Source organism: Candidatus Sphingomonas colombiensis (assembly GCA_029202845.1).
Taxonomy (GTDB): Bacteria; Pseudomonadota; Alphaproteobacteria; order Sphingomonadales; family Sphingomonadaceae; genus Sphingomonas; species Sphingomonas colombiensis.
In genome coordinates, this window is the sequence record CP119315.1 from 3,110,577 (window position 1) to 3,136,485 (window position 25,909).

17 protein-coding genes are annotated in these 25,909 nt (G+C 62.2%); 7 read left to right on the forward strand and 10 right to left on the reverse strand.

Going from position 1 to position 25,909, the window contains the following annotated elements; all coding sequences use genetic code 11:
* Positions 1-3: 3 nt before the first annotated feature.
* Positions 4-483: a glutathione peroxidase gene (locus P0Y64_15055; GenBank protein ID WEK42679.1), complete on the forward strand. Its 480-nt coding sequence runs from the start codon at positions 4-6 to the stop codon at positions 481-483.
* Positions 484-485: 2 nt separating this feature from the next.
* On the opposite strand, the gene P0Y64_15060 is transcribed toward P0Y64_15055, so the two are convergent.
* Positions 486-1,028, reverse strand: a complete 543-nt coding sequence (locus P0Y64_15060) for a DUF308 domain-containing protein (protein ID WEK42680.1) — start codon at positions 1,026-1,028, stop codon at positions 486-488.
* An 89-nt stretch (positions 1,029-1,117) separates the two neighbouring features.
* Between P0Y64_15060 and dnaE the strand changes: the two genes are divergently transcribed.
* The gene (dnaE, locus tag P0Y64_15065; GenBank protein ID WEK42681.1) at positions 1,118-4,615 is read left to right on the forward strand and encodes a DNA polymerase III subunit alpha; all 3,498 of its coding nucleotides are present in this window, start codon (positions 1,118-1,120) and stop codon (positions 4,613-4,615) included.
* A gap of 8 nt (positions 4,616-4,623) precedes the next feature.
* On the opposite strand, the gene P0Y64_15070 is transcribed toward dnaE, so the two are convergent.
* On the reverse strand, positions 4,624-5,307 hold the full coding sequence (locus tag P0Y64_15070; GenBank protein ID WEK42682.1) for a peptidylprolyl isomerase: 684 nt from the start codon (positions 5,305-5,307) through the stop codon (positions 4,624-4,626).
* 232 nt (positions 5,308-5,539) lie between these two features.
* On the opposite strand from P0Y64_15070, the gene P0Y64_15075 reads away from it, so the two are divergent.
* Positions 5,540-5,890, forward strand: a complete 351-nt coding sequence (locus tag P0Y64_15075; protein WEK42683.1) for a phasin family protein — start codon at positions 5,540-5,542, stop codon at positions 5,888-5,890.
* 33 nt (positions 5,891-5,923) lie between these two features.
* Here P0Y64_15075 and P0Y64_15080 read toward each other — a convergent pair whose 3' ends face one another.
* The 8 genes from P0Y64_15080 to P0Y64_15115 all read right to left on the reverse strand — a co-directional run bounded on the left by P0Y64_15080 (position 5,924) and on the right by P0Y64_15115 (position 15,583).
* Entirely contained in the window at positions 5,924-6,715 is a 792-nt protein-coding gene (locus P0Y64_15080; protein WEK42684.1) for an alpha/beta hydrolase, read from the reverse strand.
* Between the two features lie 76 nt (positions 6,716-6,791).
* Positions 6,792-7,334: a GNAT family protein gene (locus P0Y64_15085; protein ID WEK42685.1), complete on the reverse strand. Its 543-nt coding sequence runs from the start codon at positions 7,332-7,334 to the stop codon at positions 6,792-6,794.
* Positions 7,331-8,404 carry an alpha/beta fold hydrolase gene (locus P0Y64_15090; protein ID WEK42686.1) on the reverse strand — a complete coding sequence of 358 codons (1,074 nt, stop codon included), beginning with the start codon at positions 8,402-8,404 and terminating at the stop codon, positions 7,331-7,333. Before P0Y64_15090 ends, P0Y64_15085 begins: the two co-directional genes overlap by 4 nt.
* Positions 8,404-8,796 carry a poly(R)-hydroxyalkanoic acid synthase subunit PhaE gene (locus P0Y64_15095; protein WEK42687.1) on the reverse strand — a complete coding sequence of 131 codons (393 nt, stop codon included), beginning with the start codon at positions 8,794-8,796 and terminating at the stop codon, positions 8,404-8,406. The genes P0Y64_15090 and P0Y64_15095 overlap by 1 nt, the downstream gene beginning before the upstream one ends.
* A gap of 1 nt (position 8,797) precedes the next feature.
* Positions 8,798-10,228, reverse strand: coding sequence for an efflux transporter outer membrane subunit (locus P0Y64_15100; GenBank protein ID WEK42688.1), 1,431 nt, complete (start codon positions 10,226-10,228; stop codon positions 8,798-8,800).
* Positions 10,228-13,452 (reverse strand): multidrug efflux RND transporter permease subunit, encoded by a 3,225-nt coding sequence (locus P0Y64_15105; GenBank protein ID WEK42689.1) that lies wholly within the window; start codon positions 13,450-13,452, stop codon positions 10,228-10,230. Before P0Y64_15105 ends, P0Y64_15100 begins: the two co-directional genes overlap by 1 nt.
* Before the next feature lie 3 nt (positions 13,453-13,455).
* Positions 13,456-14,619: an efflux RND transporter periplasmic adaptor subunit gene (locus P0Y64_15110; protein ID WEK45070.1), complete on the reverse strand. Its 1,164-nt coding sequence runs from the start codon at positions 14,617-14,619 to the stop codon at positions 13,456-13,458.
* Positions 14,620-14,809: 190 nt separating this feature from the next.
* A complete protein-coding gene (locus tag P0Y64_15115; protein ID WEK42690.1) occupies positions 14,810-15,583 on the reverse strand; it encodes an enoyl-CoA hydratase/isomerase family protein in 774 nt (257 codons plus the stop codon).
* A gap of 233 nt (positions 15,584-15,816) precedes the next feature.
* Between P0Y64_15115 and P0Y64_15120 the strand changes: the two genes are divergently transcribed.
* The 4 genes from P0Y64_15120 (at position 15,817) to P0Y64_15135 (ending at position 25,707) form a co-directional block, all read left to right on the forward strand.
* Positions 15,817-17,859 carry a BamA/TamA family outer membrane protein gene (locus P0Y64_15120; GenBank protein WEK45071.1) on the forward strand — a complete coding sequence of 681 codons (2,043 nt, stop codon included), beginning with the start codon at positions 15,817-15,819 and terminating at the stop codon, positions 17,857-17,859.
* Complete coding sequence (locus tag P0Y64_15125; GenBank protein WEK42691.1) at positions 17,859-22,079, forward strand: translocation/assembly module TamB domain-containing protein; 4,221 nt, start codon at positions 17,859-17,861, stop codon at positions 22,077-22,079. Before P0Y64_15120 ends, P0Y64_15125 begins: the two co-directional genes overlap by 1 nt.
* A 69-nt stretch (positions 22,080-22,148) precedes the next feature.
* Positions 22,149-23,627, forward strand: coding sequence for an NAD(P)/FAD-dependent oxidoreductase (locus P0Y64_15130; protein WEK42692.1), 1,479 nt, complete (start codon positions 22,149-22,151; stop codon positions 23,625-23,627).
* Positions 23,628-24,414: 787 nt separating this feature from the next.
* Positions 24,415-25,707, forward strand: coding sequence for an EAL domain-containing protein (locus P0Y64_15135; protein WEK42693.1), 1,293 nt, complete (start codon positions 24,415-24,417; stop codon positions 25,705-25,707).
* The last annotated feature ends 202 nt before the right edge of the window (positions 25,708-25,909 follow it).

Consider the following 25,909-nt stretch of genomic DNA (forward strand, 5'->3'; position numbering starts at 1 on the left):
GCGATGGGGGCGATCACCGATTTCGAGGTCAAAGCCGCAGACGGCGGGGTCGCCGCACTGGATACCTGGCGCGGGAAGGTCCTGCTGGTCGTCAACACGGCATCCAAATGCGGCTTCACCCCGCAATATGAGGGGCTGGAGGCGTTGCACCGCAGATTTGGCGAACGCGGATTCGAGGTGCTGGCTTTCCCCTGCAACCAGTTCGGTGCGCAGGAGCCGGGCGACGCAGCGGAGATCGCGAATTTCTGCTCGCTGACCTATGACGTAACCTTTCCGGTTTTCGCCAAGATCGACGTGAATGGTCCAAATGCCGATCCGCTGTTCGAGCGGCTGAAAAGCGATGCGCCGGGCCTGCTCGGTTCAAAGGCGATCAAATGGAACTTCACCAAGTTCCTGATCGACCGCGACGGGCAGGTGGTGGAACGTTATGCCCCGACCACCAAGCCTGACGATATCGCGGCGGACATCGAAAAGCTCTTATAGCTTCAGATATCGATCGCCACCCGCTCGCCTCGATGATCGAGCGCGAACATGGTCCAGGTCGCGCCTGAGAACAGAAAGCTGATGCCCAGCACGATCCCCGGCAGCGTCAATGCGGACAGCGGGATGGTGTAGATGATATAGCCGGCGAGAAGCAGGTTCACGACGCCGAGTGCAATCATCAGACCGCGCCGCCGGCTGAAACGAAAACCCCAGACAAGTTCCAGAACGCCGCGCGCGATCAGCCAGACGGCGAGGATAAGTGTAAGCGAAAGGGCACCGGTCATCGGCTCGAACACCATGATCGCGCCGCCGATCAATGAAATCACGCCGAGCAGGATCGCGTAACCGCGCCCCTGGTGCCCCTGTCCAAAAGCGCCGGCGAGCAATGAGAATATGCCCGCTGCGATCAGATAGGCACCGGCGACAAGAGTGGCGGCGAACGTCGCTGGAATAGGCATGAAGATCGCGAGTGCGCCAAGGATCAGGCTCGCGATGCCATAAGCGAGAATCCAGCCCCAGCCGATCCCACGTGTGGAACCCGTCATGCTCATCTCCTCGTTCTAATGGCGTAACGAGTTGCGGCGGCCTCGGTTCCGCACTGGCCGAATCGTGCGACAGGGGCTAGCGTTAACGGATGCCGCATTCAGGTTTCGTGCCGCTCCGTATCTTCTCCTCATACACGATGCTGGATGGGGCTATCGAGCCCAAGGCGATTGCCAAACGCGCCGCCGCGCTAGGTTTTCCGGCGGCGGCGCTCACCGATCGCAACGGGCTGTATGCGGCTATGTCCTATTCGGACGCTGCGTGCGATGCGGGGGTCCAGCCGGTGATCGGCGTGATGCTGGGCGTCGCCCGGCCTGATCTGCCCGATGGCGTGGCGCCGATCATCGATTGGCTCGCGCTCTATGCGCAAGATGCGGTCGGCTATGACAATCTTTGCGCGCTGGTCAGCATGGCGCATCTCGATCGTCCGATCGAACAGGCGCCGCATGTCGATTTCGCAACGCTTGAAGGCCACACCGAGGGGCTGATCGCCCTGACGGCGGCGGGCGAGGGCGCGCTTGCCCGGCTTTACGCCGAGGACCAGCCGGCGCGCGCCGAAGTCTATGCGACGCGGTTGCAGACGATATTCCCCGATCGGCTCTACATCGAGCTTGTCCGGCGACTGGACGAGGTGGAGGGGCGCGCCGAGCCGCATCTGCTTGAACTCGCCTATGCGCGGAACCTGCCGCTTGTCGCCACCAACCCGTGTTGCTTTGCCGAAAGCGACTTTCTTGAGGCGCATGACGCGATGCTATGCATCGCCAATTCCACATATGTGGAAAGCGTCGATCGCCCGCGAAGCTCGCCTGATGCCTGGATGAAGCCGGCGAACGAGATGCGCACGCTGTTCGCCGACCTGCCCGAAGCGATCGCCAACACGCTCGTCGTCGCGCAGCGTTGCGCGATCGCCGCGCCGAAGCGCAAGCCGATCCTTCCCAGCCTCGCCGGCGATCGCGACGGTGAGGCCGCGATGCTGCGTCGCGACGCGGGCGCCGGGCTGGAAGCGCGGCTTGATCGGATCGCGCAACTTGGCGCACCTGAAGACGAGGATTGGCGTGAGGTATATCGCAAGCGGCTCGAGTTCGAGCTGGACGTCATCATCCAGATGGGGTTCCCCGGTTACTTCCTGATCGTTGCCGATTTCATCAAATGGGCAAAGGAACGCGATATTCCGGTGGGGCCGGGGCGTGGTTCCGGCGCAGGTTCGGTGGTCGCATGGGCGCTGACCATCACCGATCTTGATCCGATCCGCCTTGGGCTGCTGTTCGAGCGCTTCCTTAACCCGGAACGCGTCTCGATGCCGGATTTCGATATCGACTTCTGCGAAACGCGTCGGGTCGAGGTGATCCGTTACGTGCAGGAGAAATACGGCCGCGATCAGGTGGCGCAGATCATCACCTTCGGTAAGCTGAAAGCGCGCGCCGTGCTGAAAGACACCGGCCGCGTGCTCCAGATGAGCTATGGCCAGGTCGATCGCCTAGCCAAACTGGTGCCGAACCATCCGACCGACCCATGGACCCTCGAACGCGCGCTCAACGGCGTTTCCGAGCTCGCGCGCGAATATGCGAACGAGAATGACGTCCGGCGATTGCTCGATCTCGCGATGAAGCTGGAGGGGCTGCCGCGCCATTCCTCCACCCATGCTGCCGGCGTTGTGATTGGGGACCGGCCGCTAGCGCAGCTCGTACCGCTCTATCGCGATCCGCGATCGGACATGCCGGTCACCCAGTTCGACATGAAATATGTCGAAGGGGCGGGGCTGGTGAAGTTCGACTTCCTCGGCCTCAAGACGCTGTCGGTGCTCAAGAAAGCGGTGGAGATGCTGGCGAAGCGCGGCATTTCGGTCGATCTCGATGGGCTCGGCTGGGACGATGCGGAGACATATGAACTGCTCCAGGCCGGCAATACGGTGGGCGTCTTCCAGGTCGAATCCGAAGGTATGCGGCGCACGCTATCGGCCGTTAAGCCAACGGTGTTCGAGGACATTATCGCGCTGGGCGCCCTCTATCGCCCCGGCCCGATGGACAATATCCCGATGTTCGGTCGTCGAAAGAATGGGCAGGAGGAGATCGGATACCCGCACCCGTTGCTGGAGAATATCCTCAAGGAAACCTACGGGATTTTCGTCTATCAGGAACAGGTGATGCAGGCTGCGCAGGTCCTCGCGGGCTATACGCTCGGCGGCGCCGACCTGTTGCGGCGCGCGATGGGCAAGAAGATCCAGGCGGAGATGGATGCGCAGCGCGCGATCTTCGTCGAAGGTTGTGCCACAGCCAACCAGATTTCCGCGGCAAAGGCGAATGAACTGTTCGATTTGATCGACAAGTTCGCCGGCTATGGCTTCAACAAGAGCCACGCGGCGGCCTACGCGTTGCTGACCTATCAGACGGCATGGCTGAAGGCGCATTATCCGCACGAATTTTTCGCCGCTTCGATGTGCTACGATATCCATCTGACCGACAAGCTGGCGGTGTTCGTGGATGATATGCGGCGCATGGGCATCGACTGCCTGCCGCCCGACATCAACGCGAGCGAGGCCGAATTCGAGGTCGAGGTGGACGATCACGGCGCACCCGCCGTGCGCTTCGCGCTTGCCGCGCTGAAATCGGTCGGCGAGGGCGCGATGGAAAAACTGGTCGCGGAGCGCGAGGATCGTGGGCGCTTCTCCAGCCTCGACGATCTCGCCCATCGTGTCGATCCACGGCTGGTCAACAAGCGACAGTTGGAAACGCTTGCGGCGGCTGGAGCATTCGATTCGCTGGAGCCGAACCGCGCGGGCGTATTCGCGATGGCCGAGACAATCCTCGCAGTTGCCGCGCGGACGCACGATGCGCGTGTCACCGGGCAGGGCGGCCTGTTTGGGGAATCCAGCCACGCCGGCGATACGATCAAGCTGCCGCGATCGGTCCATTGGACGATGGCGCAGAAGATGGAGCAGGAGAAAGAGGCGTTCGGCTTCTATTTCTCGGCCCATCCGGTCGACCGCCATGCGCATCTCGCCAAGATGCACGGAGCGAGACAGTTCGCGGCGCTGGGTGAGCTTTCGATCCCCGACGACGGCACTCGCGCCGGTGCCTCGATGGCGGTGCTTGTGGAGGATGCGCGCTGGCGCACATCGGCACGCGGGCGGCGCTATATGATGGCGACGCTCTCGGATCAGAGCGGGCAGTTCATCGCGACCTGTTTCGACGATCAGGTTTCAGCCGATCTGGAAGAAGCTGCGAAGATTGGGGCATGCGGCCTCGCCACCGTGGAGCTGGATCGGCGGCCGGGCGAGGATCAGCCGCGCGTATCGATCAAACGCCTCCAGCAATTCGATTCGCTTGCCTCGATCGCGCGTTTCGTCGCGGAGATCACGATCGACAGCGTGGATGCCGTCGGCCCGCTCGCGGCTCTTCTGGCCGGTCAGCGCGGCGCGCGCGGCGAGGTGCGGCTGAAGATGCGGTTGGCGCAGGGCGGCGACGCTACGCTGCTGCTTGGGCGTGATTTCCTGCTAGATGCGGAAATGATCGAGCGCGCAAACGTGCTCCCCGGCGTGCTCAGCGCGATGCTGGGGCGTGCGGAGACGATGCTTTCGCTGGCAGGCTAACGGTTTTGTCAGTTGCCCGACGGCGGGGCAGTCGGTGAGGGCGTTACGACCGGCTCCGGCGTTTTGGCTGACGGCGGCGGCGAGCGGCGGACCGTCAGCACTTTGATCGTCGGCTCCAGCATCTGCCCCTTCATCACGCCTTCGCCGCGTGTTTGCGAGGTCGGCGCTTCCATGATGCGATGGACGAGATCCATCCCGCTCACCACATGACCGAATACGGCATAGCCCGGATCGGTCGTGGTCGCGTCCATCGTGCTCAGATTGCCGACGATGATGAAAAAATCGCCGGCGGCGGTGCCGGGCTTCCCCATCGCCATGGAGATCGCGCCATCGACATGGCTGAGGCCGGTCTTGCTGGTCGGCTCATGCGGAATCGGCGGCAGCGTGCGCTTGGGATCGTTCCCGGTGCCGAACTGGATGAAGCCGAAATTGTCCTGGATCTTCACCGCCCGATAGAAATTCACGCCATCCAGCCGCTTCTGATCGACATATTTGAGGAAGTTTGCGGCGGTGATCGGCGCATGCTCCTTGTCGACTGCGATCACGATCGGCCCCCAACTGGTGGTAACCGTCACGTTGACCAGACCTGCCGCATTTGGCGCAGTGGCCGGCTCGGCCGGCTGGGCGGTTTGAGCGAGCGCGGCGGCGGGTGATAGCGCCAGCAATGCGGCGAACGGAAGGAGATTGCGCATGGCCTGTTCCTATCACTTCCAGGGTGTTTCTGTCAGCCGCCGATAATTGAGCCGTGCCAGAGCTTTAGGGTCTTGCCGTGCTATCGCGAGAGGTCCAGCATGCCCCTATCGGGCCATGGCTGCGGCCGAGGCCTGACGCAGAAGCTCAACTATTTGTCTCAGGATTGGGAGAGGGATGGTGGCAGAATCACGCAAAACGGCCGGGGATCAGGCCAAGGCAGCCGCCGGCAAGGTGCGCGAGGGGGCGGAAAAGGCGCGCGAGGCTTTTCAGGAACGTGTCATAGATCCAGCCAAACGCGCTGGTGAAGCGATGAAGGCTTCGGGCGAGAAGGTCGTCGAGCATAACAAGAATGTCGGCCTGAAGATGCTCGATCAGGCCGAAAGCAATGCTCGTGAGGCTTTCGCGGCAATGCGTGCCGCCGCCGGCGCCAAGGACCTTTCCGAAGTGATGAAGATCCAGGGTGAGTTCCTGCGTGAACAAAGCAACCGCTCCATGACGCAGGCGCGAGAGATCGGTGAATTGATCATGCAATTTGGCCGCGATGCCGTCAGCGCAGCAAAAGGCGGCGGCAAGAAAGGCTGAGGCGCTCGCGGGAGCGAGGTGACTCGCTCCCGTTCAGGCGTGCCCGGCACTTGGATAGAATAACGCGCGTAATCCGCTGCGCCGAAACGGGTGCCATTCGCCCTCGCGAAGCGCAAGCCGATCGGCGACGGCATAGAGCACCGCCGGGTTCACGCCGAGGCCACAATGGCTGCCGTGCACTTCGATATTGTCGCTGATCGTCGCTAGCGGTTCGACGCAATTCTGCCACGCGACGATCCCATCCTCACGGCTCCAGATCGCGGTGGAGGGGACGGGCGGTGGGGTGGCGCCTTCCGCAAGTTGCGCGTTTGTCTGGTGATCGTCGATCAACTGGCCGGTTAGCAATTCATAAGCGCGCCAGACGTTGGTCGCGCGTGGCGAGCCGGTGAAGGGCGAGCCAAGTGAGATCACCTGTCGCACATCATCGGGCATGCGGCGTGCCATGATGCGGGCCATCACACCACCGAGGCTCCAGCCGACGAGGCTCACCTTGCGGCCGGTCGACGTGTGGATCGATTGCAGCCGCTCGGCCAGCTTCTCGCCCTCCATGCCGATCGCCTTCGGTCCGAGGTTTCGCCCAAGATCCCAACGGCGCGCGTCATAGCCAAGCCGCTTCAGATAGCGCCGCAGAATGGCGGTTGACGCGTCGCTGGTCACGAAACCGGGCAACACCAGCACCGGATGCCCGTCACCGCGCGCAGCCGTGGCGAGCAAAGGCGCGGCGATCGGCAACGATCCCAACTCAGCAAGCGCGCGAGGAAGTTCCGTTAACGCCAGCAGCGCAGATGGCGGCCGCCGCGAAGATGCCGATGCGGCGAGGGTCATTGGCAAACTCTCCTGCAACTGCCGATATGAACGCACAGGATGCCATTTGGCCTCGAAAGGGCATTGCGAGGGATCGTCATCCGTTTGCGTCAAAGCCATAAGCGCGTTGCGTTGCCTGCTGCCGGCCGAGATCGAGGCTGAGGATCGCGAGATCATGCGGTTGGCCGGCGCGATCGCGCAACTGATCCCGCAATAGCGCCTCACCACGAAAGCCCAGGCTCTCGAACAGCGCGACCGAATTGCGCTGATCCGGGGTCATCGCCGCAGTCAATTTCGCGAGACCGCGCTCGACGGCGATGGCCATGATCGCCTGCAACAAATCGCGCCCAAGTCCGGCGCCGCGCCGCTCGGCCGACACCAGCAGCCGCACTTCGCCGACGTGGGCGGACCAGCCGAGCGGATCGCGCACCAGCGCGACCGAGCCCAGGATTGTCTCGCCATCTTCCGCCAAAAGGCTATCGAGCCACCCATCGTCGATCGCCTGAAGCCACGCCTCCACCACCCGCGGATGCTTCAGGTCGCGGCCAAGGAACATTAGATCGTGATCGGGCAAATCCTGCGCGAAGGCGAGCATCGCATCGCGGTCTGCGGCGCGGAAACGGCGGATGCGTTGGCTCATAGTGAGCGATCCGCCAGCCAGCCGGCAAGCGCGGGCCACATCCGCTTGATCGCATTGCCCCCGGCGACGAGGCTGACATGGCCGCCTTTCAGCACGATTTCCTGCTTGTCCGACGATCCGATCATGCCGATCAGCGGCCCGGACGCCGCTTGCGGGACGATGTGATCGTGCTCCGCCGCCAGATGCAGGAACGGCACGGCGATATCGCCAAGATCGATCCCGCGCCCCGCTACTTCCATCGTCCCGTTGAGCAAGCGGTTCTCCCACATCAGCAGCTTGGTGGTCTGGCGGAAATATTCGCCGGCCAGCGGCAAGGTATCGGTGTTCCATCGCTCGAACATGCGGAACGATTTCACATATTCGTCGTCCCACAGATTGTCATAGAGACGGATGTTGCCGGCTGCACGCGCGGCGGGGCGCAGCATGTCGAACGATGAATAGAGCATGTCGCCCGGCACATTGCCGAACGTATCGACCAGCCGATCCACATCGAAATATCGCTGATCCGACCAGGCTGCGAACAAATCCATTTGGGAGAAATCGATAGGCGTCGTGAAGGTGACCAGATTGGCCACGCCATTCCGGGGGTGAAGCGCGGAATAGAGCAATGAGAGGACGCCCCCGAAGCAATAGCCGACGATGCTGACATCCGGTTCGCGGGTTTCCTGTTTCACCCGTTCGACCGCGCTACCAAGGAAGTCCACGACATAGCTTTCGAGCGAAAGCGAGCGTTCGTGGCTGCGCGGCGCTTCCCATTCGAGCATGAACACATCGAACCCGGCCTTGAGCAGGAATTCGACGAGGCTTTGCCCCGGCACCATATCGAAGATGAAGCCTCGATTGGTCGTGGCCATCACCAGCAGGATTGGAATGCGATAGACCTCGTCGGTCATCGGGCGATAATGGTTCAGCCGCATCGGGCCGCGTGAGATCAGCAGATCTTTGGGGGTGGCGCCCACGGCTGGGGCGGGGGAGGTGAAATAGCTCAGCCCCGAAATATTCCGCGCCATCATCCGTTCGAACTCCGCGCGCGCGGTGTTGATCGGATCGAAGGTCGCGGCGCCGTCCATCAGCTTGGCTGCGCCGGTGGTTTGCGGCCCCGGCCGGGCCGGGGCTTGGGGAGATCGGGGGGCGTACCACCGAGCTTGCTCTCTATCCGGGCAAGCGCTTCTTCAATGGCAGAGATGCGGCGCGCCAGGTCGTCGATATCGCTGCGACTGGGCAGGTTGGCGGCGGCCAGCATACGCTCCATCATCTGATGCGTATTGGCTTGCATGCTCGCGATCGTTGAGGTGGCGGCATTCATGCCGCGCGCAAATTCTTCGCTTTTCAATGCATCGCCGCCGAAACTATTCACGGCCTTTTCCCAATGACCGAGCATTTCACGAAAGAATGCCGAAGGGTCGGTTGGGGTGATAGTCATTGCAACCGAGAGACTTTCACGCCCGGCAATATTGGTCAAGTCATTGTTGCGCCGAAAGACTTGGCCCTGCCTGATCCGCATCCAGCAGTGAATCCCCGCCCAATGTACGATAGAGTGTCACCAGGTTCGTGGCGCGTGTCAGCTTGGTTTGTACCAACCCGCGTTGGGCTGAATAGAGTGATCGCTGCGCTACGAGGGTAGCGAGGAAGGTGTCGATCTCCCCACGATAACGCGCGTCCGCCAATTGGTAATTGTCGAGCGCGGCATCGGCGTTGCGCTGGTTCGCCGCCAACTCGTCAGCGATTGTGCCGCGTCTGGCGAGCGCATCCGCGACATCGCGAAACGCGGTCTGAATCGCTTTCTCGTAAGTGGAGAGCGCCGCGTCACGCTGTGCTTGCGACTGGGCCACGGCCGCGGTGCCTGCACCGCCGCTGAAGATCGGATAGGCAGCATTGGCCGCGCCGGAATAACTGAACGCTCCGCCGTCGAACAGCGAGGTGAGCGCCCCGCTGGCAAAGCCGAGCAACCCGGTCAGCGATACCTTCGGGAAAAGTTGCGCGCGCGCCGCGCCGATCTGCGCATTGGCAGCGCGCAAACCGTATTCGGCGCTAACCACGTCCGGGCGACGTAGGAGAATGCTGGAATTGAGCCCCGCCGGCAATTCGGCGATATTGGCGCCAGCCTCATCGATCGAGGCTGGGAGCAGCGAGAGATCGATTGGTGCGCCGACGAGAAGCTGTAGCGCATTCACGTCTTGCGCCAGCGCCGTCTTCTGCGCGGCCAGATCCGCCTCCGCGCTTGCCAGCACCTGTTCGGCTTGCCGCAGGTCGGTGCGTGGCGCGACGCCGCCCTTCAACCGCGCATCGGTCAGCGAGACGCTGCGGCGGGCGTTGGCGGCGGTCTCCTCCGCGATGGCGAGCAGGCTGCGATCGGCGGCATAGCTGAGCCACGCGCTTGCCACATCGCCCACCAGCGTCAGCCGGGTCGCGCGCGCGGTCGCTTCCTGCGCGAAATATCGGTTTAGCGCGGCATCCGTGAGCGAGCGGACACGGCCGAACAGGTCGATTTCGAAGCCGGTGACGCTGATGCCGGCGGAAAGCGAGTCCGTGGTCGCCGAACCTCCCGCCGTGGAGGTGTTCGCGTGACTGTAATTATATGAACCGCTAGCCCCGATCGTCGGGAATAACTCGCCGCGCTGGATACGATATTGGGCACGCGCCGCCGCAATATTGGCGGCGGCGATGCGCAGATCGCGGTTATTCGCCAATGCCTGGTCGATGATCCGCTGCAGCCGGGGATCACGGAAGATATCGCGATAGGTGACGCTGGGCAGCGATACCTCGCTCTGCCGCAGATATGCGTCGCCGATCGGCCATGATGCGGGCACCGGCGTTTCGGGGCGCACATATTTCGGCGCCATGCTGCACGCGGACAGCGAGATGCCGGTGGCGAGCAGGATCGCGCGGCGCATCACGATTGCGCTCCCGATGTAAGGGCTGGGCCAGCCTCCGGCGGGTGATAGCCCGGCTCTTCACCACGAATGCGAGCCAGCGTGTCACGGAAACCGCGACGGACGAGCACGAAGAACATCGGGATGTAGAAAACCGCAAGGATCGTCGCGGTCAACATGCCGCCGATCACCGCCGTACCGATCGCGATCCGGCTGTTCGCCCCCGCGCCGGTGGAGATCGCCAGCGGCAGCACGCCGAAGATGAAGGCGAAGCTAGTCATCAGGATCGGGCGCAGGCGGATGCGCGCGGCGGCGAGCGCGGCTTCGATCACGCGCTTGCCCTTTTTCTCCTCCTGCTCGGCGAATTCGATCATCAGGATCGCGTTTTTCGCCGCCAGCCCCATCGTCGTCAGCAGCCCAATCTGCAGATAAACATCGTTGGTCAGCCCACGCAGCGTCACGAACAGGATCGCGCCGATCAGCCCGAGCGGGATCACCAGCAGCACGGCGAGCGGTATCGACCAGCTTTCATACAAAGCAGCGAGGCAGAGAAACACGACGATCAGCGAAAGCGCGTAAAGCAGCGGCGCCTGCCCCGACGAAAGACGCTCCTGATAGGAGATGCCCGACCAGGCGATGCTCGTGCCGGGAATTTGCGCCGCCAGCTCGGCGATACGCTGCATCGCGTCGCCCGAGCTTACACCACGCGCGCCCGAGCCCTGAATCTCGAAAGACTGAACCCCGTTGAAGCGGGAGAGCGTGGTCGGCGCCTGTGACCAAGCCGTCGACGAGAATGATGAGAAGGGGACCATCTGCCCGTTCGATCCGCGCACAAACCATTGATCGATATTGTCGGGAGCCGATCGGAATGGCGCGTCACCCTGCACATAGACGCGTTTCACGCGGCCGCGATCGACGAAATCGTTGACGTAGCGCCCACCCCAGGCGGTGGACAGGGTGGTGTTGACGTCATTCTGGGTGAGGCCCAGCGAGGCGATCTTCTGCGCGTCCGTGTTGACCTGAAGCGTGCCGATATCGGGAAGTTCAGAGAGGCGGACGCCGTTGAGCTTCGGATCGGCGCTCGCCAACGCCAGCAGCTTGTCGCGCGCGGCGGCGAAATCCTGCTGAGACAGCGCCCCGGTGTTCTGGAGTTCCACGGTGAAGCCGTCAGATTGGCCAAGCCCGCGAATGGCCGGGGGGATCATCACGAAAACCTGCGCGTCGCGGAAATTGCTGAACGCTGCCGAAGCACGCGCGGCAATGGCGTCCGCACTGTTTTCCTTCCCTTCGCGATTGGACCAGTCAGTGAACGACATGAAGCCCTGACCAGTGTTCTGACCGCTGGCACCCCCGCCGCCGCCACCCGCCACGGTGAACAGGGTCTTGAGGTTTTTCCCTTCGCTTTCCATGAAATAGCGCTCGACTTCGCGCTGCACCGTGGTCGTGCGGTTAAGCGTTGCGCCAGCGGGAAGGCGGATCTGGATCATCGCGCCGCCCTGATCCTCGGTCGGGAGGAAGCCGGTCGGCAGGCGCAGGAACAGCGCCGCAAGCAATGCGACTATGACGGCGTAGATCGTGAGGAACAGCCATTTGCGTTCCACGACACGACCGACCGCGCCGGTATAGCTCTGAACGCCCCGGTCGAAATTGCTGTTGAACCAGATTTTGGCGCGTTCACCGCCATCGATCAGCCAAGGCGCGCGGCGCCCCAGCCACGTATCGCGCGGATCGGGCTCCATGCTTTTCTGCCTGAGCAGATTGGAGGTGATCGCCGGCGAAAGGATGATCGCCACGGCGACCGAAAGCATCATCGCGGAAATAATCGTGAGCGAGAACTGGCGATAGATCACGCCGGTTGAGCCGCCGAAGAACGCCATCGGCAGGAATACCGCGGACAACACGAGCGCGATGGCGACAAGCGCGACGGTGATCTCTTTCATCGACTCGATCGTCGCCTCACGCGGCGTCATTTCCGGATTTTCGTGCATCAGCCGTTCGACATTCTCGACCACGACGATCGCGTCGTCGACGAGCAGGCCGATCGCCAGCACCAATCCGAACAAGGTGAGCGTATTGATCGTGAAACCAGCGAGATAGAAAATCGCGAACGTGCCGAGCAACACGACTGGCACTGCGATCGCCGGCACCAGCGTGGCGCGCCAGCTTTGCAGAAAGACGAACATCACGATGACGACCAGGATGATCGCTTCGATCAGCGTCTTCACCACCTCACTGATCGACAGCTTGATGAAATCCGTCGAGTCATTGGCATAGGAAACGCGGAGATTGGGCGGGAAGGTCTTGGAGATGCGGGCGATTTCAGCCTTCACCAATTCCGCCGTCTTGAGCGCGTCCGCACCGGGTGCGAGCAGCACCGCGATCCCGGCGCCGGGGTGGCGATTAACGCGGCTCACAGAGGAATAGTTTTCCGCACCCAACTCGATCCGCGCGACGTCTGACAGCCTTACCGTGGCGCCGGAGGGAAGGGTTTTCAGGATGATCTCGCGGAATTGTTCCGGCGTCTGGAGGCGCGATTGTGCGGTCACCGTCGCGTTCAGCATCTGCGTCTGTGGCATCGGCTGGGCGCCGATTTCGCCAGCCGCGACCTCCGTATTCTGGTTCTGAATCGCGGTGATGACGTCCCCCGGCATCAGCGAGAAGCTCGCTAGCTTCGCCGGATCGAGCCAGATGCGCATCGCATATTGCGCGCCGAACACGTTCGTATCGCCGACCCCCGGCAACCGACCGAGCGGTTCCTGCAAATTGGCGACCAGATAGTCGGAGACATCCTGATTGGTCAGCCGGTCAGTGATGTCGTAAATGCCCGCGATCAGCAGATTGTCCGGGTTTGATTTGCGGACCACTAGGCCCTGCTGCTGCACCTGGGCAGGCAGCCGGCTAACCGACTGTTGTATCTGATTTTGTACCTGCACCTGCGCGATATCGGGATTGGTTCCCTTGGCAAAGGTTGCGGTGATTGAAACAGATCCACGCGAGGATGAGGACGAGCTGAAATAGAGCAGCCCGTCGATCCCGGTCAGCTGCTGCTCGATCACCTGCGTGACCGAATTCTGGATCGTCTGGGCGTTGGCGCCCGGATAGGACGCTCGGACCGATACCTGTGGGGGCGCCACGTCCGGATATTGCGCGATCGGCAGCCCCAAAATCGCGCCGATGCCGCCCATCATCACGATGATCGCCAGCACCCAGGCGAAGATCGGTCGATCGATGAAGATGCGAGACATGGATCAGCCGGCCTTCTTGGCCTGACGCTGCTGATCCATCTGCTGTTGCGATGGCGGGGCGATGCGCTGTGGAGAATCCGCTGCGACCGGCCGCACCGGCGCGTCTGCCCGCAGCTTGCCGGTTCCCTGCGTGATGACGCGGTCGCCGGGAGCCAGCCCATGCGTGACAACCCAGAATGCGCCTTGCGTGCGGGGGGCGACGATTGTCTTTTGGATCGCCTTGTCGCCCGGGCCGACCACCCAGACCGAGGCATTGCCCTTGGGGTCGCGGGAAACCGCCGCCTGCGGTATGAGGATCGCATTAGGATCGATCGCCTGATCGAACACCGCGCGCACGAACATGCCCGGCAACAGCAGCCCGTCTGGATTGGCGAAGCGCGCGCGCAGCGTCACCGTGCCGGTGCTTGGATCGACGACCGCTTCGGCGAATTCCACGCTGCCCCGACGCCCGAATTCCTCTCCATCCTCAAGCTTCAGCCGAACGGGCGCGCTCGCTGGCACCGCGCCGCCGGAAGCAAGGCTGCGGCGCAACGAAAGAAGCGCGGAGGCCGATTGCTGAATGTCGACATAGATCGGATCGAGCTGTTGAATAGTCGCCAGCGGATCCGCCTGACTGGTCGTGACGAGAGCGCCCACGGTAAACAGGGATCGCCCGATCCGGCCAGAGATCGGCGCGGGGACGGTGGCGAAGCGAAGGTTGATCCGCGCTGTTTCCAGCTGTGCGCGATTTTGCAGGATCGATGCTTGTGCCTGCCGCTGAGCGGCGAGCGCATCGGTGTAATCCTGCTTGCTCACCGCTTCGATCGCGGCGAGCGGGCGATAGCGTTCGGCTTTCGTCTTCGCCGCCGCCGCCGTGGCTTCCGCGCTGGCGAGGTTGGCCGACGCCTGATCCGCAGCCGCGCGATAGAGGCTGGGGTCGATCTGATAGAGCGGCTCGCCGCGCTTGACGATCGATCCTTCGGTGAAGAAGCGCCGCTGGATCACACCGGCGACCTGAGGCCGCACTTCGGAACTCTGAAAGGCGACCGTGCGACCCGGCAGTTCCACCGTGATCGGCACGCTGGTGGTCCGCGCCACCACATAGCCGACCTGTACCGGCCCCCCGTGCTTCCGATCTCGGCCCGAAGGCGCGTCGCTCCCCGCGCCCCCGCATCCCGCAAGGAGCAGTGCGATCAAAATAATATTCGCCGTTCCGCCGATCGTCCTCGTGCGCAAAATCCTGATCCTGCCGAAGGTGGAACACAGGCGCGGCCAGCGGAAAAATTCCCGGCCGCGTTTTCGATCCGTTCGATAGCCGGGTCGAATAAAAACTTGAAGTCACCCGTGAACGAAAAATACGTTTGACGGCACACTTATTTCATCTGCGGGTAAAATTGCCCGGGCGTCGTTCCGCAACCGCGCTTATACCCTCGCGAAAATCGGCCGTTGTCATCAGTCGGTCTTGCTCGGCGCGTTCGTGTTGCGTCTGCCGCTCCACCGCAGCGGCAATATCACCACGCAGCGTCGCGCGGGTCGCTTCCACACCGAGAGGGGCCGCCGCCGCGATCTCCGCGGCGAGCGTGGCAGCCGCTTCGCGCAGTCGCTCCGCGGGAACCACCTCGTCGACCAAGCCATAAGTGAGCGCCTCATCCGCCTTCACCCGCCGCCCCGTCAGCAGCATCAGTGATGCCTTTTGCACGCCGATCACCCTCGGCAGGGTATAGGAAATGCCGAAGCCTGCATGAAAACCGAGACTGACGAAATTCGCCGAAAAGCGGGCTTCGGGCGCGGCGACGCGGAAATCGGCCACTAGCGCCAGCCCGAGCCCGGCGCCTATCGCCGCGCCCTGGATGGCGGCGACGACGGGCTTGCGCGCTGCGAACAGCCGCACCGCGTTGCGATACAGGATCGGCGTTTCCGCTTCGCCGCTTTCGTTCATGAGCGGCTTGTCCCCGGAAAGATCCGCACCGCCGCAAAAGACCCGTCCGGCAGTCGCCAGCACGATCGCGCGGCAATGATCGTCGCGGTCCAGATCCTCGAACGTATCGGCAAGCGCCCCGATCAGTGCGGCGTTGACGTGATTATGAGGAGGGCGATCAATCACCACGGTCGCGACATGGCCGTCCAACGACACATCGATATGTTTTTTCATGCGATCCTTCCGCTAGGCCGGCTGGCGAGGCGTTTCATCGCCGCGTTCGCAGGTGAATGACAACCCCCCACAGCGCGCGGCGGATGAAACTGATTGGTACGTGGCACGTTCCCCTTGTTCGGGGGAACCTTCAAATTCTATTGTGCGCCCCGAACGAGAAGGGGTCGTGCGTGAGTTTTGCGGTTGTACGAGTTCGCTGGGTAGCGGCCGCATTGCTTGTTGCGACATCTCCGCTGGCCCATGCTCAATCGACGCAATCCGGGGCGCCCGGCGATGCGCAAAACAACACACCGATCATGCCGGATGCGGAGTTCGACAAGGCGCTCCCACCGCTTTCAAGTGACTTGAACGCGCCACTCGAAGCCATGCCGACGGACGAGCAGCACCCGACGGGCGGCGCCACCGCGCCAGCCCCGATCGTCCCGCCCGGAACCTTGCCGCCGCCCGCACCGGAGGACACGCAACTCGCGCAGCCGCTTCCGCCGATCGCGACGTTCGAAAGCACGCCGCTGGAGACGGCGGCCGACGTAAAGGACAAGACCGCGCCGGAAATTCGTTACGAAACGGTCGTTCGCGGTTTGGATGCGATCGATCTCACCGATCAGTTCAATGCGCTATCCTCGCTGAAGAAGGGCGGCGGCAAAGCGGCGAACGCGACGCAGATCGCCGCCCGTGCGCGCGAAGATGAGGCGCTCGCGGTACGGCTGATGAAGTCGCTCGGCTATTATGACGGCGTGGCGACTTCGGTGATCGAGCGGCCTACGGCGAAGAACTCCATCGCACGCGCCATCATCACCGCCGCGCCGGGCAAGCTCTATCGCCTAGGGACGATAAATGTCGTCGCGCCGCCCACCATCCCGCCGGGTCTGGTGCGCGCCCAACTGCCGCTCAAGACGGGCGATCCGATCGAGGCCGCGCGCGTCGAAGCGGCGGAGGCCAATGTAACCCTGATCCTGCCCCAGCGTGGCTACCCCTTCGCCAAGGTTGGTGATCGCGATATCCTGCTCGACGACCAAACGTTGACCGGGGATTATACGCTGCCGGTGGAAACCGGGGCGAGGGGCTCTTTCGGCAAGCTGCGCACGAAGGGGCGACCCGTATTCGCGCTTGAGCATCTGAATGTTTTTCCGCGCTTCAAATCCGGCGATCTTTATGACGCGCGCAAGGTCGATGATCTGCGCCAGGCGCTTACCGCCACCGGCCTGTTCAACTCCGTGTCCGTCGAGCCGGTCGCGACCGGAGAGCCGGGGCCGGACGGCACCGAACTCGTAGATCTTATCGTTAACCAACGGAGGGGAAAGACCCACAGCATCGCCGCGCAGGCTGGTTATGACACAGGCGAGGGGATCAAGCTCGAAGGAACCTGGACCAGTCGCGACATGTTCCCGCCAGAGGGCGCCCTGATCGCGAGCGCTACAGCCGGTACGCAGCAACAGGGGGCGTCCGCCACCTTCCGCCGCTCCAATGCCGGGGAGCGTGACCGTACGTTTTCGATCATCGCGTCCGCGAACCACCAGAATTATGACGCGTTCAACGCGATCACGGGCACGCTGGCGGTGCGCTTCAGTTACGACTCCACGCCGCTGTGGCAGAAGAAAATCACTTATGCCTATGGGGTGGAACTGACGGGCACCAACGAAAGCGTCTATGATTTCGCGCGGGAGGAGCGGGTACGGCGCACCTACGGCATCGTCGCGTTGCCTGTGCAGGTGCAGTGGGACACGTCGGATAATCTGCTCAATCCGACGCGGGGCTATCGGCTCAAGCTCAACCTCAGCCCTGAAACATCGGTGGAGGGTTCGATCGATCCTTATGTCCGCGCGATGCTCGAAGGGACGTTCTACTATCCCGTGTCGGACAGCCTCGTGATCGCCGGTCGCGCGCGCGCGGGGTCGATCGTGGGTATTTCTCGCGATGATCTGGCGCCGTCCCGGCGTTATTATGGCGGCGGGGGCGGATCGGTGCGCGGTTTCGGCTATCAGCGGCTCGGGCCTCTCGATCCGCAGGGCAATCCGGTCGGCGGGCGCAGCATCAACGAATTCGCGCTGGAGGCGCGTTATCGGTTTGGTGATTTCGGGATCGTGCCGTTCATCGATGCCGGCAACGCATATGAAAGCGTACTGCCGAAGGGCAGCGATCTGCGTTTCGGCGCAGGCATCGGCGGCCGATTCTATACTAATTTCGGGCCAATGCGCGTCGACATCGCGACGCCGCTCAATCCGCGCAAGGGCGATAGCCGTATCGCGCTGTACATCTCGATCGGGCAGGCATTCTGATGGTCGAGAAAGCGACGGTCGCGGTTGAGGATCGCCCGATAACGATACGCCCATTGTGGCAACGCGTGGCAAAATGGATCGGGGGGACGATCGTTGCGCTGCTGTTGCTCGCGCTGGTGATCGTGTTCGGGATCAATACCGATCCAGGGCGACGCTTCGTCGCGGATCAACTTGGCAATTACAAGACGGCCGCGGGCCTCAACATTCGGGTCGGGCGGATCGACGGTTCGCTCTACGGCCGGATGACGCTTTCCGATGTACGGGTCAGCGATCCGAAAGGCGTCTTTCTCACGTCGCCACGTATCGATGTGGATTGGCGCCCGTTCGCCTTCATCAACAACCACGTCGACGTGAAGAGCCTTGAGAGCGCGCTCGTCACGATGGCGCGCAATCCCGAATTCATTCCGCAGGTGAGTGAGCCCAACGCTCCGTTCCTGCCCAATCTGGATATCGATATCGGGCGGCTTCGCGTCGATCGGTTCGTGATGGAGCCGCCGGTCGCCGGCGCGCGCCACGTCGGGCGTATCATCGGCGCGGCGCATATCGCCGATCGACGAGCGACGCTCGACGTCGATGCTGTTGCGCTGCGCGGGCCGGGGGTTGGCGGCGGTGATACGTTGCGGCTGCGGCTGGATGCGGTGCCGGATGACAACAAGCTCGATCTGGATGCGAAGTTGTTCGCGCCGACCGGCGGAATGGTGTCGTCGCTGGTGGGCACCAAGGCGCCTCTGACAGCAACGATCGGCGGCAAGGGAAGCTGGAAATCATGGTCTGGCAAGGCCCTTGCCACGCTCGGCAATGGCCAGTTCGCTGATCTGGGGGTCACCGCGCGCGATGGCCATATCCAGGTTCGCGGCTTCACCAAACCGGGGCTGTATCTGGAAGGCCCCGTCGAGCGGCTGACAGCGCCGCAACTCGATGTCGCGATCGATACCACGCTTGCTCAGCGCAAGGCGGATACGCGGATCAAGCTGAAATCCGCCGCGCTGGTGGTGGACGCGGGCGGCATCATGGATTTCGCCAGCAATCGGTTCGGCAATTTCGCTGTCGACGCGCAATTGCTCACGCCCGGCGCGATCGCCCCCAATGTTCGTGGGCGCGACGTGCTGGCGCGTGTCGTTCTGGATGGCGCGTTTGCGCAGCCACAGGTGGATTACAAAATCCGTGCGACCGCCCTTGGCTTTGGCGAAACCGTCGTCGAAAATCTTTACGCCGAGGGGCAGGCGCGCGTGAATGCGGATCGCATTCTGGTGCCGGTGCACGCGCGGGCACGTCGGGTAAGCGGGCTCAACGAAGCCATCGGCGGCCTGACCAATAACGTTCGGATCGACGGCGATTTCGCGATCACCATGCCGTCGCTCATGTCGGATAATCTCCGCATCCGATCGGACAATATCGACGCCACCGCGATCATCGCGGCGAACGTGAAGACCGGCCGCTATACCGGCGCGCTGAAAGGCCGCGTCAACAACTATCGCATCGAGAGCATCGGGATCGTCAATCTGACCACCGATGCGAAGCTCGTTCCAGCCGCGCGCGGCGGTTTCGGGGTCGTCGGCAAGGTAGTCGCGCAGACGCGGGAGATTTTTAATTCCGGTGCCCGCAGTTTCCTGGGTGGAAACGCCGTCGTGCGCGCGGATGTCGGCTATTCGCCCGAGGGCCTTGTCACCTTCGCGAACCTGCGGCTCAACGCGCCGCAATTTCGCATCAGGCGGGGAGAGGGGCATTACGAACTCGCGAGCGGAAAACTGGCGGCCACGGTTGATGCCAGTTCGACGCAATATGGCCCGCTGTTCGCACGGGTAAACGGCAGCGCGACCGATCCGGTGGTGCTGTTGCGCGCGCCGCGACCGGGCGTGGGCGTGGGTCTGGCCGATCTCAATGCGCGGATCGTGGGGAAGGGCGGCGCCTATGCCGTCACCGCGACGGGCGGGACCACTTACGGCCCGTTTAACGCAGACGTAGTGGCGCACGTTGGCAAGCAACTGGTGATCGATGTCCGCAAGGTGATATTCGCTGGCGTCAATTTCAGCGGGCGCCTTGCCCAGACGGCCCCCGGGCCGTTCGCCGGCCAGCTCCAATTCGCTGGCTCGGGGCTGTCGGGAACCGCGCTGCTTGCCGCGGAGGGCAAATATCAGCGTGCCGACGTCAATGCCCGGGCGGATGCGGCCAAGATTCCCGGCTCGGTGGATTTTACGATCGGGCGCGCACTCATCAGCGCGAGCATTGTCCTGTACGATCAGCCGAAAGTGGTCGCCGACGCGCAGGTCGCGGATATGCGCTATGGCCCCACGGTGATCGATACCGCGCGGGTTAAGGTGAATTATGCCGGCGGCAACGGCAGCGCGCAGGCGGTGTTGACGGGATCGAACGGCGTTCCGTTCCGCATAGCCGCCAACGCGAAGCTCGCACCGGACGATTATCTGGTGGCGCTGACCGGTCAGGCGAACGGCATCAATTTCAAAACCGGGAGCCCGGCGCATATCGCCGCCGCGCACGGCAGCTATCGCCTTGAGCCGACCCTGATTGTTTTCGACAAGGGGCGGGCGCGGATCGCCGGCAGTTACGGCGATAAACTCGTCGCGCAGGCCCGGCTCGACAACCTCGATCTTTCGATCCTCAACGCATTCGTTCCTGATGTAGGGATCGGCGGTCAGGCGACTGGTAGCCTCGATTTCACCCAGACAAGCCCGGCTGCTTTTCCCGAGGCCGACGCGAGGATGACAATCACCGGCTTCACGCGATCGAGCCTGGTTGCCGTATCGGAGCCGGTCGACGTGGAGTTCATTGGACGATTGACCGGGGATGGCGGCGAGGCGCGCGCGCTGGTCAAGCGCGGCGCAACGACTGTTGGGCGGATGGTCGCCAGCTTGCGGCCGCTTCCACCGGGCGACGGGTCATGGATGACGCGATTGTTGCAGGCGCCGTTGGGCGGCGGGATTCGCTACAACGGACCGGCTGGCGTGCTGTTCAGTTTCGCAGGGCTAGCCAATCAGCATATTTCAGGGCCAATTGCGGTTGCTGCTGATTTCAGTGGTCGCCTTGCAGCGCCCCAACTGAACGGGCTCGCCCGCGCCGACAGCCTCACTTACGAAAACGGGACCTATGGTACGCGGCTGACGCAGATGCAGGTACGCGCGCGGTTCACCGCGGATCGGCTCGAACTGGACTCATTGCAGGCACATGCGGGGGAGGGAACCGTAGAGGCCAAGGGCTTTGTGAGCCTGTCGGCCGAGCAGAATTACCCGATGAGCGTGACGGCTACGCTCGCCAACGCGAACCTTGCGAAATCGGATACGCTCGGCGCGACCGCCAGCGGCACCGTAACCGTTACCAACGGGCCGGACGGTGGGTTGATCAAGGGTAATCTCACCATTCCCAACGCGCGTTATGAGATTGTTCGCGAAGGCGCGGCGGAAGTGCCCGAACTGACGGGCGTTCGCCGCAAACGCGACATTCGGGTCGCCCGGCCAACCGATCGGCCGGCAGCCGCCGCGCCACCAGGGCTATTCAAACTCAACTTGCGTATTCGCGCGGATAATCAGTTGTTCGTATCGGGTATGGGGCTGGAGAGCGAATGGCAGATGGACTTGCGCGTCGGTGGGACATCAAAGGCTCCGGTGGTGAGCGGTGGTCTGGATTTGATCCGTGGCACCTATTCTTTCGCGGGCACCCGCTTCGACGTTACGCGCGGGCGCATTCGCTTCCGTGGCGGCGCGTTGACCGATCCCGATATCGATATTCAGGCGACGACCACGAAGGACAGCACGACCTTCAACATCAATATCGCCGGCACGGGGCAGAAACCGCAAATCACGTTCACCTCTACGCCGCAATTGCCACAGGACGAGGTATTGAGCCGGCTGTTGTTCGGCACCAATCCGGAAAACCTGTCGGCAACGGAAGCGATCCAGCTTGCCGCCGCGCTTAACTCGTTGCGTGGCTCGGGGGGCGGGATCAATCCATTGGGCAAATTGCGCTCTGCGACCGGCTTTGATCGATTGCGCGTGCTAGGGGCGGATGAGGCTAGCGGACGGGGTACTGCGTTGGCGGCTGGCAAGTATCTGACGAACAACATCTATGTCGAAATTGTCACCGATGCGCGGGGATTTACCGCGACGCAGCTCACCATCGCGCTCACCAAATCGCTGAGCGTCCTGACACAAGCCGGTTCGTTCGGCGGGTCGAACGCGACGTTGCGTTACTCCAAGGATTACTGACAGTCGTGTAAACAGGTCTTCCCCAATCGAGCGGAATCGAATATTCGGTATTGTGAGAGAGGATCCTGCATGACCGAGCATTTCGATGTGATCGTGGTGGGCGCCGGGCTATCCGGCATTGGTGCGGGGTATCACCTGCAAACGCGCTGTCCTGATCGCAGTTATGTAATTCTGGAAGGGCGAGATGCGATCGGCGGGACATGGGATCTGTTCCGCTATCCGGGGATTCGCTCGGATTCGGATATGCACACGCTCGGTTACAACTTTCGCCCCTGGACGGCGGCAAAGGCTATCGCAGACGGCCCTTCGATACGAGAGTATGTTTCAGATACCGCACGAGACTATGGCATTGATCGCCATATTCGCTTCGGCCATCGCGTGGTCGGCGCAGCCTGGTCCACAGCGGAAGCATGCTGGACCGTCGAATGCAGCGTGGGAGATGGCTCGACGCGTCAGCTGACCTGCAACTTTCTCTATATGTGCTCGGGTTATTATAATTACGCTGCGGGCCATGCTCCGGAATTTGCCGGGACGGGCGACTTCCATGGGCAGATCGTTCATCCGCAATTCTGGCCGGAAAATCTGGATTATACTGGCAAAAAGGTGGTGGTGATCGGCAGCGGCGCAACCGCTGTGACGCTGGTGCCTGAAATGGCAAAGACGGCCTCGCATGTCACCATGTTGCAGCGCTCCCCCACCTATGTCGTGTCGCGCCCTGCGCAGGATCGGTTCGCCAATTCATTGCGACGTGCCCTGCCGCCCAAGGTTGCTTACGGCATTACGCGCTGGAAGAACGTGCTGCTGCAGATGTTCTTCTATCGTATGACGCGCAAACAGCCGGAAAAGGCGAAGGCCCGGCTCATACAGATGGTGCGGGATCAACTCGGGCCCGATTATGACGTGACGACGCATTTCACGCCGCGCTACAATCCATGGGACCAGCGGCTGTGCCTCGTTCCCGACGCAGATCTGTTCGACTCAATCAAGGCGGGCAGCGCGTCGGTCGAAACCGGGACGATCGAGACATTTACCGGGAACGGTATCAAATTGTCCTCCGGAAAGACTCTGGACGCGGATATCGTCGTCACTGCCACCGGGTTGCAGATGCAGTTGCTGAGCGGGGTTCCATTCACCGTCGATGGTACGCTGATCGATCCGGCAAAGACGATTAATTACAAGGGCATGATGTATTCGGACGTGCCGAACCTCGCATCCTGCTTCGGTTACACCAACGCATCATGGACATTAAAGGCGGATTTGACGTCGATGTATGTCTGCCGCCTGCTGGAAAAGATGCGCAAGAGCGGGATGCGGCAATGCACCCCCCGGATAGGTGAGGAACCGGTCGAGGAAGAGCCGTTTCTGACTTTTAGTTCGGGCTATGTTCAGCGCGCATTGGAGCATTTGCCGAAGCAGGGCAATCGCAAGCCCTGGAAAGTACATCAGAATTACGGGCTTGATGTGTTGGCGTTACGTTTCGGCTCACTGGATGACAGCATGGAATTTTCCAATCCTGCCGACGCCCGAACAAAAGCGGCCGCAGCCTGAGCGAGTGTTCTGTATTTTGCAGAGTGTCGGCCGAAAAATTGCGTCCCGACGGTCTGGCGCTGGTGCGCCTGTTCGGTGACGGCGGGCGATACAATTTGTAGTGCACGATCCCCGCGTTCAGAAAAAATTCTGACGACCGGATAGCGTCCGCATGCGCCTATCGGGATTGATCCTGGCAGCGCCGGTGCGCCGCGTGGAAAAGTGCGGACCAGTTTTTCGATAGAGCGCTGGGTATTTTCGGACTTGTCCCGCACCATTTAGCCGCGTTGGCTGGCCAAAATTGGCGCCAGTGCGCGCGCCCTTCATCTGGCCGCGTCATATGCAGCATGGGCGTAAGCCTCATCCCTATTTGTCTGGAAGGTAATCGGGCCGTCAATCGTATTGCCGGCGTTCGCCCCGTTAACCATTTCGTTCGCGAATCGGTTGTGCGGTCAATCTTAACCAAAAATTGGTGGCGAAAACTAGGATTATGACAGTGAAAAAGAAGTGCGAGTTCGGCCCGAACTTTTGATCTAGTCGGCAAAAATATGACGATTAATCAATGCGTTCGGGCCGAATGCACCTGTTACCAGGGCTTGATGTCAGTGCCGTAAATAAGCGCAAGAATAAACGCGAGCATGGCTTTCTCCCTTTATGGGCAACCGCAAGCAGTTGCGCTTAATACTTAATGGATCGTCAACCATTCGGCAATGGGGTGAAACGCGCGGCGCGCGGGCGTTCCGTTGATTAATAATATCTTCAGCCATTCCAGATACCGCAGTAGCCAATGGTACAGCGCCGCTCAGACATGCTCCGCGAGGAGATCCAGTCGTCCGACATCGAACAGGCGGCCCCGGCGATTTCGGCCGCAAGCGGTTGGCGGCTGGTGGTCCTCGCGGAAGTGATCAACTTCGTTCCGTTACGGCGGCTGCTAGGCCGTGATGGCGCGGCGTCGCTGGTTCACGAAACCGCGCGCCGTTTGGCTGCGGCAGTTCCCGACAGCAAAGTCACGGTGATCGGGCAGGATCTGATCGAGTTGGAGGCGACCGTTGGCTCGCGAGCGGAATATGAGGCGCTCCTGCCACGCATGCGCGGCGCCAGTGCGACCGGGATAGAGGTCGGCGATTGCTCTTATACTGTCTCGTTGCTGCTCGGTGGCGCGATCGCGCGGGCGGACGAGTATGACGGCGTGACGCTGATCGAGCGCGCTGAGGCGGCACTCGATCAGGCGCGGGGCGGGGCTGGTGATGGAGCTGTATCCAAATCGGGGCCGGTTAACAGCCCGCTCGCGGAGGAGCTGGAGCAAGCGATCGGCCGCGATGAACTGCTGATGCTTTATCAGCCGAAGTTCCACGTTCGGCGACAGAAGGTCACCTGCGCGGAGGCGCTGATCCGGTGGAGGCACCCCGAACGCGGGCTGATTCCTCCCATGGAATTCATTCCGGTCGCCGAGGAAGCCCATCTGATCGATCGTCTGACCCTGTGGACGATCCGGCGAGTGATCGAGGATCAGCGGCAGATGCGTGCTGCCGGGCATGATCTTCGGCTGTTCGTCAATATTTCGGGCCAGTTGCTCGCCGATTCCGCGTTCGTCCGGGAAGCATGCGCGCTCGTGGCTTCCAGCGGCGCGACGCTTGGCTTTGAAGTCACGGAAACGTCGGTGATCCGTGATCCGGTAAGTGCGATCGCCAATCTGCAGGTGTTCGCGGATATCGGTATCAAGATCGCGATCGATGATTACGGCGCGGGTTTGTCGAGTCTCGCCTATCTGAAGCAATTGCCGGCGAGTGAGCTGAAAATCGACAAATTGTTCGTCACCCAGCTTACCAGTTCAAATCGCGATCCGCTTATCGTCCGTTCGACGATCGACCTTGCACACGCGCTCGAAATGGAAGTCGTGGCGGAGGGTGTAGAAAGCCATGCGGCGCTGGCTTTGCTCACGGTGATGGGCTGCGACATGGTGCAGGGGTTCCTCATCAGTCGGCCGGTTTCCCCCGAAGCACTGGTGGTTTTCCTTGAGGACGAGACCTGGCAGCAGTCGGCGGGGCAGGAGAGCAGGGGCTCTTTCAACCGCTTGGCCGCGGCCTGGAAGCGCGGGTGAAAATATCGCGATTTGTCGCAGCGTTCGCGTTGCTCATCGCTGCGTCGGCGGACGGCGCCGGGCCCCAGGCGCGTAACCGATCAGATCATTTTGATGAGATGACGGCCAAGGTTAAGGCTCAGATGCTGGCTGACCCCGCCCGCGCGATTGGCGCTGGCCAAGAGGCGCTTGCTTATGCCCGCCAGCAGCATTCGGCGCACAA

What these genes read in the sequence shown, in the direction of transcription:
- P0Y64_15055 (WEK42679.1), top strand. Translation starts at nt 4, where the DNA reads ATGGGGGCGATCACCGATTTCGAGGTCAAAGCCGCAGACGGCGGGGTC.
- P0Y64_15060 (WEK42680.1), bottom strand. Translation starts at nt 1,028, where the DNA reads ATGACGGGTTCCACACGTGGGATCGGCTGGGGCTGGATTCTCGCTTAT.
- dnaE (WEK42681.1), top strand. Translation starts at nt 1,118, where the DNA reads ATGCCGCATTCAGGTTTCGTGCCGCTCCGTATCTTCTCCTCATACACG.
- P0Y64_15070 (WEK42682.1), bottom strand. Translation starts at nt 5,307, where the DNA reads ATGCGCAATCTCCTTCCGTTCGCCGCATTGCTGGCGCTATCACCCGCC.
- P0Y64_15080 (WEK42684.1), bottom strand. Translation starts at nt 6,715, where the DNA reads ATGACCCTCGCCGCATCGGCATCTTCGCGGCGGCCGCCATCTGCGCTG.
- P0Y64_15085 (WEK42685.1), bottom strand. Translation starts at nt 7,334, where the DNA reads ATGAGCCAACGCATCCGCCGTTTCCGCGCCGCAGACCGCGATGCGATG.
- P0Y64_15090 (WEK42686.1), bottom strand. Translation starts at nt 8,404, where the DNA reads ATGGACGGCGCCGCGACCTTCGATCCGATCAACACCGCGCGCGCGGAG.
- P0Y64_15100 (WEK42688.1), bottom strand. Translation starts at nt 10,228, where the DNA reads ATGCGCCGCGCGATCCTGCTCGCCACCGGCATCTCGCTGTCCGCGTGC.
- P0Y64_15105 (WEK42689.1), bottom strand. Translation starts at nt 13,452, where the DNA reads ATGTCTCGCATCTTCATCGATCGACCGATCTTCGCCTGGGTGCTGGCG.
- P0Y64_15115 (WEK42690.1), bottom strand. Translation starts at nt 15,583, where the DNA reads ATGAAAAAACATATCGATGTGTCGTTGGACGGCCATGTCGCGACCGTG.
- P0Y64_15125 (WEK42691.1), top strand. Translation starts at nt 17,859, where the DNA reads ATGGTCGAGAAAGCGACGGTCGCGGTTGAGGATCGCCCGATAACGATA.
- P0Y64_15130 (WEK42692.1), top strand. Translation starts at nt 22,149, where the DNA reads ATGACCGAGCATTTCGATGTGATCGTGGTGGGCGCCGGGCTATCCGGC.
- P0Y64_15135 (WEK42693.1), top strand. Translation starts at nt 24,415, where the DNA reads ATGCTCCGCGAGGAGATCCAGTCGTCCGACATCGAACAGGCGGCCCCG.